Origin of the sequence: Gilliamella sp. B2838 (assembly GCF_026536185.1) — a bacterium.
In the GTDB taxonomy this organism is placed as follows: Bacteria; Pseudomonadota; Gammaproteobacteria; order Enterobacterales; family Orbaceae; genus Gilliamella.
The window spans coordinates 1-15,012 of the sequence record NZ_JAFNOO010000006.1 but is presented as its reverse complement, the minus strand read 5'-3'; the positions used below and the strand labels follow the sequence as shown (position 1 = coordinate 15,012).

The following is a 15,012-nucleotide window of genomic DNA, read 5'->3' as shown; positions in this document are numbered from 1 at the left end:
TTACTTGCTAAAGCTATTTATAACTTTCGTGCATCAGCGAGTTAAATAATGTAAAAAAGTTTAAGGAAAGCTATATGTTTATGTAAAAATCTGATAATATTTAGGCAGATAAGGGATAAGGGAGTAAACAATGAATGATCGATGAACTCATACCACTAGAATTGCATGAGCAGCTAAATGCTTTTCGTCACGATCTAGAAAAAATAACATCTCAACATATTGATGCTTGTCCATTTTGTGGCAAAAATGAATTTTATTTGATTCGCTCCAAACCCACCACAACTTATCGATGTAAAGCGTGTTATAAATATTTTACTGTAGCAGTCAATACACCTTTTAGTCGGCTAACGCCCTTTAATTGGTTAGAAATTATTTTTATTAACCGTATTCAAAATCAAAGCTATAATACCATAGCTAACAATTTAGGATGCTCAGTTGAGAAAGTGATGCGACGAGATCACGCGATGATTGATTATTTAAAATCGCATTATCACGCATTGTATCAATGGTATACCAAAAAACAACAGAGCTGCTTAAATCCGGTTTTGATTAAACAACATAAAGTCGTGAGTGAAAAAATAACAGCTTTGCTCAATGTACAAAACCCAACGTGTGTACACTGTGGTTCAACCGATACCACCAAAGTTGGGAGTCGTACTTGTTATCGTTGCAAGCGATGCCGGCATAGTTTTAATATTTTAAACGGCACCAAATTAAATCGTTTGCCTAAACCCGAATTATGGTTGCAATTTATCGATTTACTTGTTGCTGGCGAAACTAATGCACAACTTGAGAAAAAACTAAAATTAACCGATAACACAATAAGGAGCTGGCGATCAACCTGGTGCACCATGATGAAACAATGGAACTGTGATGCTCTGGCGATCTGGTGTCAAAGCCATTAAAAAGAATAGATGAATTGATGATTTGAAATATTAACAATTGAAACTAAAGAAATAATATCTTTTAAATATTAACATAAATAGAGCCAATAATATGAAAAATTACATAACTTATATCTCCATTTGTTTATTAGGCACCGCATTATTAATAGGCTGTGATGATAAAAAAAATGGCACAACAACCGACACAACAACCAATAAAAGTGTTGAGACTAACAACAATAGCAAAAGTAATACCGATCAAAACACATCTGCTGATACCACAAATACCGTAACGACATCTAATGCGCCTTCAACGGTAAACTCAGATGAACAAATAACCAAACCATCACAACAATCTACCCCAAAATTAACACTCAGTATTATTAACAGCTATCTTTTTCATACTGAACCAGAATTATTACCCAATAATAAACTGATTAAACAACAAAAAATCCAAAGTTCAGCAAAGAGTAATAAAATCATTAACTATAATGCACAAGGTTATGTAGCTAATTACAATTTAGAAGGTCTTCATGGTGAAGTTAATTATGATACAGCTAAATACATTTATGGCATGAACAATACCAAAAATGAATATGATATTACTTTTGATTCAGAAAAAAATATTTTGGGTATGAAAAACAATGATGGTGATATTGTTGCCAGTTCTGAATTTGATGAACAAGGGCATCTGATTGAAACAAATCTATCACATTTCGCCGAAAATAACGTTATTTTCAATAGTAAAATTGTTTATGAAAACGATCGTGTCGAACTCGTGTTGTATAATGCCTATGTACCTGTTGATAACAAAACAAGATTTCCTGTTTTAGCACAAGAAAAAGACATCGTGTACAACGCTAACAATCAACTTGAAAAAACGATTACCAAAACATTTAAATTAGCATCAAATGGTGACATCATTATTAACGATAAGAACCAACAGGAAGTAGAATTAACTGAAACATGTACTTACTCTGATTATAATGAAAACAGCGACTGGACCAAAGCGGTGTGCGTTACTTCAGGTGAAGAATCCAAAACTATTAACTTAACAAGAACAATTGAATATCAATAGACAATATGCCTATTGATATTAACGTGAATATGATTAATTTTCACCAAATTCGTCATATTCACGGCAAAGTACGATAGTATCTTCAATCAACCTTCTTGCTATGGTGCCATATTCCGGAATTTTAGGTAACTCGGTATAGTGATACCAATTAGCGTCGACAAGCTCATTTTTATCAATAGTAATATCACCACTTTGATAATCAGCTAAATAAGCCATCATAAGTGAATTAGGAAAAGGCCAAGGTTGCGATCCGACATAACGAATATTCTTTATTTTGATTTGTGATTCTTCAAATACTTCACGCTCAACGGCCATTTCCATCGTTTCACCAACTTCTGTAAAACCAGCTAATACCGTATATAAATTATCTTGGTTATGTCTGACATGCTTAGCTAATAAAATTTTATTTTTATCGCGAATAGCGACAATAATAGAGGGTGAGATTTGTGGGTAATAGCGCTCTTTACAATTCGCACACATACAGCACCACTCTGTTTTACTGATATACATTTCATGCCCACAATAACCACAAAATTTATGTGAACGATAAAATTCAGATAATTGTACAGCACGACCCGCCATGTTAAATAATGTCTGATCACTATTGCCCAGCAATGGTCTGATTGAACTCATTGAATGGCTCATTTCTTGGCAAATTAACCATGCAGTTTGTCCTTGCCATTCCCCTATCGGCTGAGCAAGTAAATCATTAAAACAGAAATCGTTTGCACGACCGACTGGTACCTCACCATTAGGTAACCATAGTCGTCCATTTTTACTTACAAACCAATAACCGCTTTCGTTACCAGTTAACTTAAATTGTTGCTGAATGTTCATATCAATTACACCAAAAATAACAATTAAAAAGGAGGGTTTTACCCCTCCTTACAATTAATATTATTTCTTTTTCTTTTCGTGAAGTCCCTTTTTCTCAAGTTCCCAGTAAATTATACGTTGCTGAGCAATCGTAAATAAGTTACTTACGATATAGTATAAAACTAAACCTGACGGGAACCATAAGAAGAATACTGTAAAGATTAATGGCATATAAGTCATTAATTTTTGTTGCAATGGATCAGTCACAGGTGTTGGTGACATTTTTTGAATTAAGAACATAGTTCCGCCCATTAACAACGGTAAAATATAGTATGGATCTTGTGCGGATAAGTCATAAATCCAAAGCGCAAACGGTGCATGACGCAGTTCAACAGTATTACCTAACATATAGAACAATGACAAGAAAATCGGCATTTGGATAATTAAAGGTAAACACCCTCCTAATGGATTCACTTTTTCTTGCTTATAAAGTGCCATGGTTTCCATGCTCATTTTTTGTCTATCATCACCATAACGCTCTTTTAAAGCTTGTAAGCGAGGTTGCAGTAACTTCATTTTTGCCATAGAACGATATTGAGCACGCGTTAATGGGAATAAAATACCACGTACAATAAAGGTGATAACAATAATTGAAAAGCCCCAATTACCAATAAAACTATGAATAAATTTTAGTAGATAAAATAGTGGTTGTGATAAGAACCATAACCAACCATAATCGACAACTAAATCTAAGTGATTTGCCGTTTGTTTCAATTGGCTTTGAATTTCTGGACCTAACCATAATTTAGCTGCAATCGATTCTGAGCTACCCGCTTGAATCACTGTCGATTGCCCTTTAAAACCAATTGTTGCTTGTGAATTTTTAGCTGTAGCACGTGAATAAAAAAGATTGCTTTGATCTTGAGCCGGCACCCAAGCTGACGCAAAGTAGTGTTGCAACATTGCAACCCAACCTGTTTGAGTCTCGACCGCTAATGCTTTATCTTTAATATCATCAAAACTGTATTTGCTATAGTTGGTACTAGAGCTTGAGTAAGCAGTACCACGGAACGCACTTAACCCTAAGCCGCCGCCACCTTCAGTTGTTGCATCGTCAGGTAATTTTATAGTTTGTTTTAATTGACCATACATTGAAACTTCAACAGGTGAACCACTTTGGTTGTTAATGTCGTATTGAACGTCGATAGCATAATTACCGCGATGTAAGATGTAGTACTTGGTATAAGTCACACCATTGACTTGATAAGTAAGTGGTACACGTAATTCATCTTGTCCATCAGCTAAAACATATTCTGTTTGCTCAGTTTGATATATCGGACGTTTTGAACCTTGAGAGGCATTATCTGGACCATCTTTACCGGTTAAGCCACTTTCAGCGATATAAATAAAATCAGGTCGTGAAGTCAGTAATTGAAAAGGCGTACCTGAATGTAAAGTCTGCTCATATTTTAATAATTGAGCCGCCTGCACATCACCACCATAGGTATTAATAGTTAGTGACAGCACATCAGATTTTACAGTAATTGTCTTACCTAATGTAAAATCTGTATTGGAATCTTCTTCACTTACCTGCTGAGTTAATTGATTCGTAATCGGCGGTTTAGGTGCATGATCATCTTCCCATGCTCGCCAAATTAAAAAAGATACAAAAAGTAAAACAATGACTAAAATATTACGTTGAGATCCCATTAGTGTTTTTCTCTATTGGTTTTAGTTTTTGGAGGAACAAGATCTTCTCCTCCTTCATGTAAAGGGTGACATTTTAATACACGTTTGACCGTTAGCCAACCACCTTTTATCACTCCAAAGCGTCTTAGTGCAATTATTGCATATTGTGAACATGTTGGCGTAAAGCGGCATTTAGGACCAAATAGTGGGCTTATAATACGCTGATAAAAACGAATAAATAAAATAAAAATGTTAACTATCAAAGTTTTACATGCAATAATGTGCTGTTTTATAATTAATACAATTTTATCTATACGCTTTGTTTTTCGATAATTCGTTGACATAGTTTCTCTAACGTCGCAACAAGTTTTTGATTATCTAATTCTATCGCTGGCGATTTAGCCATCAAAATAAAATCAATATTAGGAAACTGGTGTTGATGGTGACGAAAATACTCTTTCGCTAACCGCTTAATGCGATTACGTTCATGCGATCGTTTGATCTGCTTTTTAGCTATGGCAAAACCTAAACGACAATGGTTTAAAGTATTCTTTCGTGCAACTAAAGTAAGAAATGGCGAACCCGCTCGAACAGATTCTTGGAATACATAATTGAAATCAAAGGGAGTTAGTAAACGTAACTCCCGAGGAAAAGTGAATTTAATCACTCAACTTTAAATCAGCTAGCAACAGTTAAACGAACACGGCCTTTAGCACGACGGCGAGCAAGAACTTGACGACCATTTTTTGTTGCCATACGAGCACGGAAACCGTGAGTTCTATTGCGTTTTAATACTGATGGTTGAAATGTGCGTTTCATGACGATTTATATCCAAATCTAATTTATCAACAAGTTGTAGAGTTTAAACCCTACAGCATTAATTAAAGAGGTCGGAATTATAGAATCTATTTTAGATATCGTCAATGAGATTTTCATAGAGAATTTCATAGATGATACATTATCGTAATATTTTTATCACAATCGTTGGTGGTAAAAAAGATAGCTATTTGCTATAGCGTAAAACAACATTCAAGCCTTATCCATTTTACACATAATACATTATGTCAATATTAGCCTGTTAATAACATAGACAATATGGTTTGGATTAATAACATTTAGCCTAAAAGGTATTTAATCATGATCAAATACCAATAGGAAAACACTAATCATCAACAGCAAGTACGCGCTTACTCTTTTCACCACCAATTTCACGCGCTAACTTAGGTACTAAATAACCCGAGACTTTTTCAGCTAATTGTTTCATTATTTTTTTGGCTTGTTTATCTTCAACTAAAAAATGCGCCGCACCTTGCACTTTATCGAGTAAATGAATGTAATAAGGTAAAATACCGATATCAAAAAGTTTATTACTCAGCTCGGCTAAAATGTCTGCATTATCATTAATTTTTTTTAGTAACACACTTTGATTAAGTACTGTAACCCTATTTTGTTTTAACTGTTTGATTGCATCAGCAACATTATCATCAATTTCATTTGGATGATTGATGTGAGTAACCACGATTATTTGTAAGCGACTTTGCATAAACAATTGACAAAGCGTGGTAGTGATTCTGGAAGGAATAACCACAGCTAACCGAGTATGGATACGTAATCGTTTGATATGGGGAATTTTCGATAACGCATCAATTAAATTAGCCACTTCGTGATCTTTTGCCATTAATGGATCACCGCCTGAAAGAATAATTTCGTCAAGTTCAGGATGATTAGCAATATAGTCTAGTGCTGCACTAACATTTTTTTTAGTACTTTGGTTATCATAGTAAGGAAAATGTCGTCTAAAACAGTAACGACAATTAATAGCACATGCCGTTTTAGTGATTAAAAGCGCACGATTATGATATTTGTGTAAGAGTCCAGCAATGTCATTATTTTGCTCTTGTAAAGGATCTTCACTATATCCATCAACTTTTAACATTTCGCTGTCACTACAAAGCACTTGCAATAAAAGAGGATCGTCGTTATCACCTTTTTTCATTCTATGAATAAATGCCATGGGGACACGCAGCGGAAATTGTTTTTTCGCCTGTAACATTGATAACGAAATAGCATTAGGATCCAAATCAAGATAACGATAAAGCTTTTGGATATCGGTTACGACATTAGTAAGATCAAAAATCCAGTCATCTTTGTTTGGTAGTTCAACTTTTTGCTGTATAATATGGCTCATTTTTTGTAATTCAGAATGATAGTTGGAGCTTTTATGGCATCTTATAGTACTAATGAGTTTAAAGCCGGTCTTAAAATAATGCAAGATGGCGAGCCTTGTGTAATAGTTGAAAATGAGTTTTATAAACCCGGTAAAGGACAAGCAATTAACCGCGTTAAAATTAAAAAATTACTTTCTGGTAAAACTGTCGATAAAACATTTAAATCAGGCGAATCAGTTGAAGGCGCTGATGTTGTCGATATGAACTTAACTTATCTATACACTGATGGTGAGTTTTGGCATTTTATGAATAATGAAACATTCGAACAACTATCTGCCGATGCTAAAGCGGTAGGCGATAATGCAAAATGGTTAGTTGATCAAGCAGAATGTATTTTAACTTTATGGAATGGTCAACCTATCGCTGTCACACCACCAAACTTTGTTGAACTCGAAGTTGTTGAAACCGATCCAGGTTTAAAAGGTGATACTGCAGGAACAGGCGGTAAACCAGCAACATTATCAACTGGCGCAGTAGTACGTGTACCACTATTTGTACAGATTGGTGAAGTTCTTAAAATAGACACACGTTCTGGCGAATACGTTTCACGTGTTAAATAATACGGATTTACTTAAACATAAAACTTGTTTTTGTAACATCAATGAATAAAGAGGCCTAATTAAGACCTCTTTATTTTAAATACACTAACTAATCTCAAATATTCAATTAACTACAACATTTAATCAAACTTTCACTGATTATTTAGCACCAATATAATTCAGCTGACGCCAAGATTCATAAACCACCACCGCAACAGAATTAGATAGATTCATACTACGGCTATTCGCTAACATCGGAATACGAATTTTTTTATCTTGCGGTAAAACATCAAGAATAGTTGCTGGCAAACCGCGTGTTTCAGGCCCAAACATTAAAAAATCATTGGGTTTATAACTCACATCACTATGTGGTTTTTGCCCTTTAGTTGTCAAAGCATAAATCTGAGTAAGCAAATCAATTTGATTACTATCTAAAAAATGATTCAAATTTTTATAACGCTTAACATCAACAAACTCTTGATAATCAAGTCCGGCTCGTCTCAATTTTTTATCATCCCAAAAAAAGCCCATAGGCTCTATAATATGTAAATTGAAGCCGGTATTAGCACAAAGTCGAATAATATTCCCAGTATTAGCTGGAATTTCGGGCTCAAATAAAACAATATTTAATGCAACATTAGACACAACAATATCTCTTTAGTGTTTTTGTTTTTGAATTGGCAATACTATCACAATTCTTAATCCACCTAAGTGACTTTTTTCAGCTTTAATTGTGCCGTTATCTCGTGTAATGGCATTAGAAGCAATAGATAGACCTAAACCAGTCCCGCCCGATTCTCGATCACGGGCCTCGCTTGTTCGATAAAATGGTCTAAAAATTTGTTGTAGCTCATTGTCGGCAACCCCTGGACCATCATCATCAATAGTAATGATGATGTCAGCCTGCTGAACAGTAAAACTGACTATAATTTGATGATGAGAATAACGAAAAGCATTACGAATCACGTTTTCAACGGCACTACATAATGCGATGGGATAACATAAAATACCCACATCAGGAAGCGCTTTAGCAATAGAAAAAGTCTTACCAATTTGTTCAGCTTCAAAAGTGGCATTTTCTAACACTGGCTTAAATAATAGATTAATTTGTTTATATTCTCGCACTTCATTATTTTTATATTGTTGCCTTGATAAAGATAATAAATCACCAATCATTGCATCAAGTTTAATCGCTTCATTATTAATTCGATTCACTTCATTACTTTCACCTTGTTTACGACGTAATAAAGAAACAGCTAGCTGTAATCGAGTTAATGGTGTACGTAATTCATGAGAAATATCAGAAAACAAACGTTGCTGTAATTCCTGCATTCGTTTTAACTCTCTTAACATATGGTTAAAACTTGCACCTGTTGCTTTATATTCCGAAGAACCTATCGTTTCAAGTTCTGGCCATTGTTGCAAGTTTCCTTTAGCAACTTCGTCTGCTGCTTGCTTTAAGCGTCTTGCTGGTTTTGCAATACTCCAAGATAACCATAGTAAAAATGGCGAACTTATTAACATCATGAGAGTTAATAGCAAAAGAGGATGATCAAAAATCAGATTAACAAATTGTGACTGCGCATCCGAGGAAGGTTGTAAAACATACAATCGATATTGATCATTAGCATAGTTAATCAAAAAAGGGCCAATGATTTCTTGTGAGTCATAAATTTTTTTAGCCGGATCTGCAATATTATGTGATATTTCACTAAAATTTTTAACTAAATCAATATTTTTAGTATCCGCAGTTATAAATTGGTCATTGGGCGTAAGAATGAATAAAAATTGCCCAGGCTTCTGATAATTATCCATCACAACAATAAAACGCATCCACCAACGAAAGCTATCCTTGGGGATATGAGTAAATTCTTGTTCAATTTGATTAGCAAGTATATTACCTGTTTCTCTTTCTCTATTTGCTAAATAAGTCAAATTTCTTGAATCTAAACTCGGCAATAATACAATCAGCGCTAAAAAAAATGCGATAGTGAGTAGGAAGATAGTGAAAATCCGAATAGTTAAACGATCAAAAATCCACATATCACCAACACCTAAATTAAAATATTACGTCAATTTTGTAACAAATCATCATGACTATCAATAACAAACAAATATCCTTTTGAACGTAGCGTTTTGATCCAAGGCAATCCATCGCTACGCGGTGGAAGTTTTTTACGCAAATTAGATACATGTACATCAATCGAACGAGCTAGTGGAATAAACTCTTTACCTAACACAGTTTCGCTCAGCGTATCTCGGGATATTATTTTACCACCATTCTCAAGGAGCTTAAGTAAAACTTGAAACTCAGTGCCCGTTAAATCGATATATTGATCATCATAATAGGCTGATTGCTGTTTACGATTTACGGTAAGTTTATCAACAGTATATTGTAAAGGTAAATTACTATCATCATTTACAATATTATCCCAGCGCGTTCTTCGCAATAATGCATTTATTCTTGCAATGAGTTCCCGATCGTTAAACGGCTTTAAAATATAATCATCAGCACCCAGTTCAAGACCAATAATTTTATCCATTTCATCGTCTTTTGCTGTTAAAAATATAACTGGAACAGTACACTTGCTTCTAAGTTGGGATAACACATTAAGACCATTCAGTTCTGGCATCATTATATCAAGTAGAATCAGATCAAAAGTTGAATCAAACTTTTCTAAAGCTTCTTTACCATTATTTGCTGTTTCAACTTGAAAACCTTCTAATTCTAGTAGTTCGCATAATAATGAGGCGATTTCTGGATCATCATCAACTACAAGCAATTTACTCATTACAATCCTCTTTTATTCATTTATCGCATTTATTTTTTGGATTAAATATAAAATTTGTATTTTCACTCAATTATTATATATGCAAAAAATGATAGTCTGGTTAATAATATGGTAAATAATTGTTAATTTGCATAATTTAACACCTTTACATTATGAAAACCTTGTTCAATTAAATACAGTGCTTGTAATTTGCTCATGACACCCCTTGCACAATAAAGCAAATATTGTTTATTTTGATCCAAATCACCGAATTGCGTTGCCAATTTATAAAAAGGAATTAACTTAATTTCAACATCGGCTAACTGTAAAGGATTGTCTTCTTGCTCTTCAGATGAACGAATATCAATAACAACATGATTATTGTGCAAGGTAGAAACGGTCTCAACTTGCTCAATTGAAGTATCTGATTGCTTAGCTATTTCTCGAATATCAATATTTTCAGCTTGTTCGACGGCCTTATCAAGTATTGAAAAATCGAAATTTAGCTCTTCTGCTTCAATTTTCTCTTTCACGGCTTTTACTGTTGGGCTTTTTGAAATTACGCCACAGAATTCGGGCATGGTTTTAGCAATATCTTCTGTGCCAATTTGCCGTGCTAAGTTAATAATTGTTTCTTTATCATGGGTTATCAATGGTCTTAAAATTAATCTATCGCTAACATTATCAATTAAACGTAAGTTTGTTAATGTTTGGCTTGATACTTGCCCTAACGCCTCGCCGGTAACAAGCGCTTCAACGTTATAACGCTGAGCTATTTTTGCTGCAGCACGAATCATCATCCTTTTTAAGATAACGCCCATTTGACCATCATCAATTTTTTCTAGAATCTCACCCACAACGTTAGAAAAATCAATGGCAATAAAGCGAACTTTATGAGATGAACCAAACCGTTCCCATAAATAGTGAGCCATCTGTTTAACCCCAATTTCGTGAGTTTTTCCCCCTAGATTGAAAAAGCAATAATGCACTCTACAGCCACGCCTAATTAACATATAACTGGAAACACCTGAATCAAATCCTCCTGAAATAAGTGATAAGACATCTTCTTGAGTTCCAGTTGGAAAGCCACCTATTCCACAGTATCTGCCTTTAACTAATAATAATTTATCTTTATCAATTTCAAGGTTCACCGTGATATCAGGTCGAGTTAATTTAACTTTGGCTGAGGCAACATGTTGATTTAATCCGCCACCAACATAACGCTCTACATCAATTGAAGTAAAATCATGTTTTCCTCGACGTTTAACTCGAACACAAAACGTTTTGTTTTCAATAAGAGGAGCATAGTAATTTAATGCTTTTTCGTAGATGTCATGGACGTCAACATAAGTGAGCTCTTCAACGGCTAAGATATGATGAATACCAGGAATACGCATTAGATATTCTAAAATTTGATTTTCACTATCGACAATTTTTGGGCGAACTTCAATATAATCCCAGTGACGAATAACCGCCACTTCTTTAATATGATTTTTGAGAATATTGCGAATATTACTGGTTAATATTTTAATAAAACGTAAACGTACAGAATCACTTTTGATGGTAATTTCAGGGAAAAGCTTAACAATAAATTTCATAAAACGAGCATGGACTATAAATAAAAATGGCGTCTATTATACTGATTTTCACAAAAAACACACAACCGAATATCGCGATATCAATCTAAACGGGTCGGCAATATCATTAAATTAGACTTAGCCATAATATAAAATTGTTTTGAAAACTGTTTACTATATTGATTATATAAAAAATATGAAGATTAATTTAAATTTTTAGTAAAAAAAGATTTTTATTAATTTTAATACCAACGCTAAAAAATATTAGTAGTCATCGATTTAAACACTTAAATCTTAAATTATACCAACAATAACTTAAATTTTACTTGCTTGTTGGCGAGTCTTTCGCTAATATTTCGCAAAATTAAATTCTGTTGTATAACACATAAAAATTGACAGGTTGAAATGTACGAACTTTTGATTATCAGTTATTTGATTATCGCAGTTGCGATCATCGTTTTAGTTTTAATCCAGCGAGGAAAAGGCGCCGATATGGGTTCGTCTTTTGGTGCTGGTGCATCTGCAACGTTGTTTGGCTCATCTGGAAGCGGTAATTTTTTAACTCGCACAACAACGTTACTCGGTGTTTTATTTTTTATACTAAGTATTATTTTATCTAATTTGGGTAGTCGCAGCCATATCACTTCTAGTGGTGAGTTCAATAATATTGAAGATAATGCTCCTGTAACCACGCAACAAACTACAGGTCAAGCACCGACAGTAGATCCTGTTATTCAATCTGAGAATAAAAATCCAACATCAGATATTCCAGAATAAAAACGGCGCCGTGGTGGTGAAATTGGTAGACACGCTATCTTGAGGGGGTAGTGCTCTAAGGGCATGCGGGTTCAAGTCCCGCCCACGGCACCAATTCAATATTCATTAACATTCTTTTAAATCCTTTAAAACACATCAAAACTAACAAATACAAGGATTAAAGCCTATTTTGTTATTCATTAAGCACCAGTAAGATACATTTACAGCCAGAATTTTTAGGACTATATTAAGGACTACGCAAACATATTAAAATAATTTCATAGTCCCATAAGAGAAAAGTATGCCTAAAAAAGTAACCCCAATGACTGATACACAAATAAAGAATGCCAAGCCACAAAGTAAAGATTATCCTATTTATGATGGAAATGGTTTGCTTTTACTTATTAAGTCAACGGGGGCAAAAATATGGCAGTTCAGATATTACCGCCCTATAACTAATAATAGGACTACTGTAAGCTTCGGAAGTTATCCAGAAGTTTCGCTACAACAAGCGCGAAAACAACGGGACGAAGCACGCGAATTAATTAAACAAGGTATAGATCCTCAAGAACATAAGGCAGAACAAGAGCAACTACAACAAGAAGCTAGCAATAATACTTTTTATGCTATGGCTCAAAAATGGTTTAAATTCAAAACCGAACAAGGATTAGAAGAACAAACCTTAAAAAAAGCTTGGCGCTCATTAGAGAATCATGTTTTCCCATATATAAAAGACATTCCCATTAACCAAGTAACAGCTATTAAAGCAATTAATGCACTACAGCCATTAAATAACAACAATAAATACGAAACAGTTAAGCGAGTTTGTCGGCGAATTAATGAAATAATGTATTATGCTGTCAATATGGGAATTATCGATAATAACCCTCTCGCTAGAATTACCGATGTTTTTAATAGCCCAAAAGTTAAAAATCAGCCAACTATCCCCCCTACTGAATTACCCGAATTTATGCAAGCACTGGCTATGGCAAATATTGAACTACAAACTCGATGCGTTATTGAATGGCAATTGCTAACTTTAACGCGACCAAGTGAAGCCGTAGGGGCTAAGTGGGACGAAATAAACTTTGATAGAAAATTATGGAGTATTCCTGCCGAACGCATGAAGATGGATAGACCACACAATATACCTTTATCATCACAGGCATTAGCTATCCTTGAGATAATGAAAACTATTAATCATAAAAGTGAGTTTGTATTTCCTACTGCTAGACCTCCCTATAACAAACCAATGAGTAGCCAAACCGCTAATATGGCAATAAAGCGCATGGGATACAAAGATAAGTTAGTTGCACATGGATTAAGAGCTTTAGCTAGTACCGCTTTAAACGAGCAAGGCTTTAATTATGATGTCATTGAAAGCGCATTATCGCACGTTGATAAAAACGCAGTGAGAAGAGCCTACAACAAGGCAGAGTATGAGCAACAAAAGCGTATTATGCTTGACTGGTGGGGCGACTTTGTCGAGCAAGCCAGTAAAGGGAATGTCTCATTGTCAGGTAACCGCAATTTAAAACTTGTTAATCATTAACTCTATCTAGATACCGTAACCAATATTTGGGTTACGCTCTCGCCATTGATAAAACCTGTTACTTAGGTTTGAGTTACGCACAACTTATTATCATGCATTAATAAATCCTACCCAATGGGGAAATACATCCCTATACTTTACTTATTTAATTACCCCCCATTAATTTGGAATTTATCAGATAACTATACATACTATACATAAACACAAAAAACTTTATATATATTAATATATTATATCATGTATACTTATTTTTTAAGTGTTCATAAGTATTCATTACTATACATACATCTATATCTTTTAGATCACATATATAACAATATGATTTATATTAATATTACGGACAATTCAAATATTGAAATTTTTAATAATCAATATGTTAATATTTCACTTGATCATTAAGTAGCTGAATGGTGATTTCCACCATACAGTATTAAATTTGTAATCTGCTAAAAAGCTAGCAGATTTATTGCATTGGCTTGAGTTACTCAAACATAGATATTTATGGTTACCCATTTAGTAATAGTAATCAAAAAAATTATTTCAATTCGCGGTTGTGCGTATAAATGGGAACGGGTGTTTTTTAGGATGCTTCGTTATGAACTTTGTACCCTCCCCTCTAGGTATAAAGGTTTCTTTGTAATGGTTTAATAATTCCAGACACCAAATAAGGTGGTAAAATAACATCATAAAAATGAGGAGAACCATGATAATGGACAGTCGAAGTTATACAACAGAATCTAAACGGGATTCTGTATCTAAAATCGAAGTAAAATCATACTCACCAACCTATGCAACTGAAATATGCGATTTATTTCATTCGACTATTCATGCTATTGATACCGATATTTATAGCAAAGCAGAGCAAGAAGCATGGTGCCCAACACCACCAGATTATCAGATGTGGTTAAAACGTTTAGATAATACTCAGCCCTGATGAATCCCCTAATGATTTTGGTAAAAATCATTAAGTTAAGGTGGATACACATCTTGTCATATGATCAAATGGTTTCGCGAAAAATCAATAATCAGACAACAAGATGTGCGAACTCGATATTTTACACGACTCTCTTTACCAATTCTGCCCCGAATTACACTTAAAACGACTCAACAGCTTAACGTTGG

17 protein-coding genes and 1 tRNA gene are annotated in these 15,012 nt (G+C 34.2%); 8 read left to right on the top strand and 10 right to left on the bottom strand.

All coding sequences use genetic code 11. The features are described from left to right. Window positions 1-134 precede the first annotated feature (134 nt). On the top strand, window positions 135-905 hold the full coding sequence (locus J3U63_RS07755; protein WP_267371184.1) for a hypothetical protein: 771 nt from the start codon (window positions 135-137) through the stop codon (window positions 903-905). A gap of 91 nt (window positions 906-996) precedes the next feature. Further along, the gene (locus J3U63_RS07750) at window positions 997-1,962 is read left to right on the top strand and encodes a hypothetical protein (RefSeq protein WP_267333576.1); all 966 of its coding nucleotides are present in this window, start codon (window positions 997-999) and stop codon (window positions 1,960-1,962) included. 33 nt (window positions 1,963-1,995) lie between these two features. Here J3U63_RS07750 and nudC read toward each other — a convergent pair whose 3' ends face one another. The 6 genes from nudC to epmB form a co-directional block, all read right to left on the bottom strand. Then, window positions 1,996-2,799, bottom strand: a complete 804-nt coding sequence (gene nudC, locus J3U63_RS07745; RefSeq protein ID WP_267347576.1) for an NAD(+) diphosphatase — start codon at window positions 2,797-2,799, stop codon at window positions 1,996-1,998. Window positions 2,800-2,859: 60 nt separating this feature from the next. Further along, window positions 2,860-4,488, bottom strand: coding sequence for a membrane protein insertase YidC (yidC, locus tag J3U63_RS07740; protein ID WP_267333578.1), 1,629 nt, complete (start codon window positions 4,486-4,488; stop codon window positions 2,860-2,862). Beyond that, window positions 4,488-4,811, bottom strand: coding sequence for a membrane protein insertion efficiency factor YidD (gene yidD / locus J3U63_RS07735; RefSeq protein ID WP_323849495.1), 324 nt, complete (start codon window positions 4,809-4,811; stop codon window positions 4,488-4,490). The genes yidC and yidD overlap by 1 nt, the downstream gene beginning before the upstream one ends. Continuing rightward, window positions 4,778-5,134 carry a ribonuclease P protein component gene (rnpA, locus tag J3U63_RS07730; RefSeq protein ID WP_267333579.1) on the bottom strand — a complete coding sequence of 119 codons (357 nt, stop codon included), beginning with the start codon at window positions 5,132-5,134 and terminating at the stop codon, window positions 4,778-4,780. The genes yidD and rnpA overlap by 34 nt, the downstream gene beginning before the upstream one ends. Window positions 5,135-5,145: 11 nt before the next feature. Then, window positions 5,146-5,286 (bottom strand): 50S ribosomal protein L34, encoded by a 141-nt coding sequence (gene rpmH / locus J3U63_RS07725; protein WP_025314679.1) that lies wholly within the window; start codon window positions 5,284-5,286, stop codon window positions 5,146-5,148. A gap of 343 nt (window positions 5,287-5,629) precedes the next feature. Continuing rightward, window positions 5,630-6,655, bottom strand: a complete 1,026-nt coding sequence (epmB, locus tag J3U63_RS07720; RefSeq protein ID WP_267371181.1) for an EF-P beta-lysylation protein EpmB — start codon at window positions 6,653-6,655, stop codon at window positions 5,630-5,632. A gap of 33 nt (window positions 6,656-6,688) precedes the next feature. Between epmB and efp the strand changes: the two genes are divergently transcribed. Then, on the top strand, window positions 6,689-7,255 hold the full coding sequence (efp, locus tag J3U63_RS07715; RefSeq protein ID WP_065633915.1) for an elongation factor P: 567 nt from the start codon (window positions 6,689-6,691) through the stop codon (window positions 7,253-7,255). Between the two features lie 138 nt (window positions 7,256-7,393). Here the strand turns inward: efp and trmL are convergent, their stop codons facing one another. The 4 genes from trmL to thiI form a co-directional block, all read right to left on the bottom strand. After that, window positions 7,394-7,879, bottom strand: coding sequence for a tRNA (uridine(34)/cytosine(34)/5-carboxymethylaminomethyluridine(34)-2'-O)-methyltransferase TrmL (gene trmL, locus J3U63_RS07710; protein WP_065633916.1), 486 nt, complete (start codon window positions 7,877-7,879; stop codon window positions 7,394-7,396). 12 nt (window positions 7,880-7,891) lie between these two features. Next, window positions 7,892-9,271: an envelope stress sensor histidine kinase CpxA gene (cpxA, locus tag J3U63_RS07705; RefSeq protein ID WP_267333650.1), complete on the bottom strand. Its 1,380-nt coding sequence runs from the start codon at window positions 9,269-9,271 to the stop codon at window positions 7,892-7,894. Window positions 9,272-9,306: 35 nt separating this feature from the next. Then, window positions 9,307-10,026 (bottom strand): response regulator, encoded by a 720-nt coding sequence (locus J3U63_RS07700; RefSeq protein WP_267333581.1) that lies wholly within the window; start codon window positions 10,024-10,026, stop codon window positions 9,307-9,309. A gap of 122 nt (window positions 10,027-10,148) precedes the next feature. Beyond that, window positions 10,149-11,603 carry a tRNA uracil 4-sulfurtransferase ThiI gene (gene thiI, locus J3U63_RS07695; protein WP_267333582.1) on the bottom strand — a complete coding sequence of 485 codons (1,455 nt, stop codon included), beginning with the start codon at window positions 11,601-11,603 and terminating at the stop codon, window positions 10,149-10,151. Window positions 11,604-11,987: 384 nt separating this feature from the next. Here thiI and secG point away from each other — a divergent pair, with 384 nt between their 5' ends. The 5 genes from secG to J3U63_RS07670 form a co-directional block, all read left to right on the top strand. Next, window positions 11,988-12,359, top strand: coding sequence for a preprotein translocase subunit SecG (gene secG / locus J3U63_RS07690; RefSeq protein WP_267333583.1), 372 nt, complete (start codon window positions 11,988-11,990; stop codon window positions 12,357-12,359). Between the two features lie 7 nt (window positions 12,360-12,366). After that, window positions 12,367-12,452, top strand: a tRNA-Leu gene (locus J3U63_RS07685). 187 nt (window positions 12,453-12,639) lie between these two features. After that, on the top strand, window positions 12,640-13,890 hold the full coding sequence (locus J3U63_RS07680; RefSeq protein WP_267331146.1) for an integrase domain-containing protein: 1,251 nt from the start codon (window positions 12,640-12,642) through the stop codon (window positions 13,888-13,890). A 709-nt stretch (window positions 13,891-14,599) separates the two neighbouring features. After that, a complete protein-coding gene (locus J3U63_RS07675) occupies window positions 14,600-14,824 on the top strand; it encodes a hypothetical protein (RefSeq protein WP_267331145.1) in 225 nt (74 codons plus the stop codon). Window positions 14,825-14,927: 103 nt separating this feature from the next. Continuing rightward, window positions 14,928-15,012 (top strand): transposase (locus J3U63_RS07670; protein WP_072075904.1); only part of this gene is annotated, 85 nt, incomplete at its 3' end.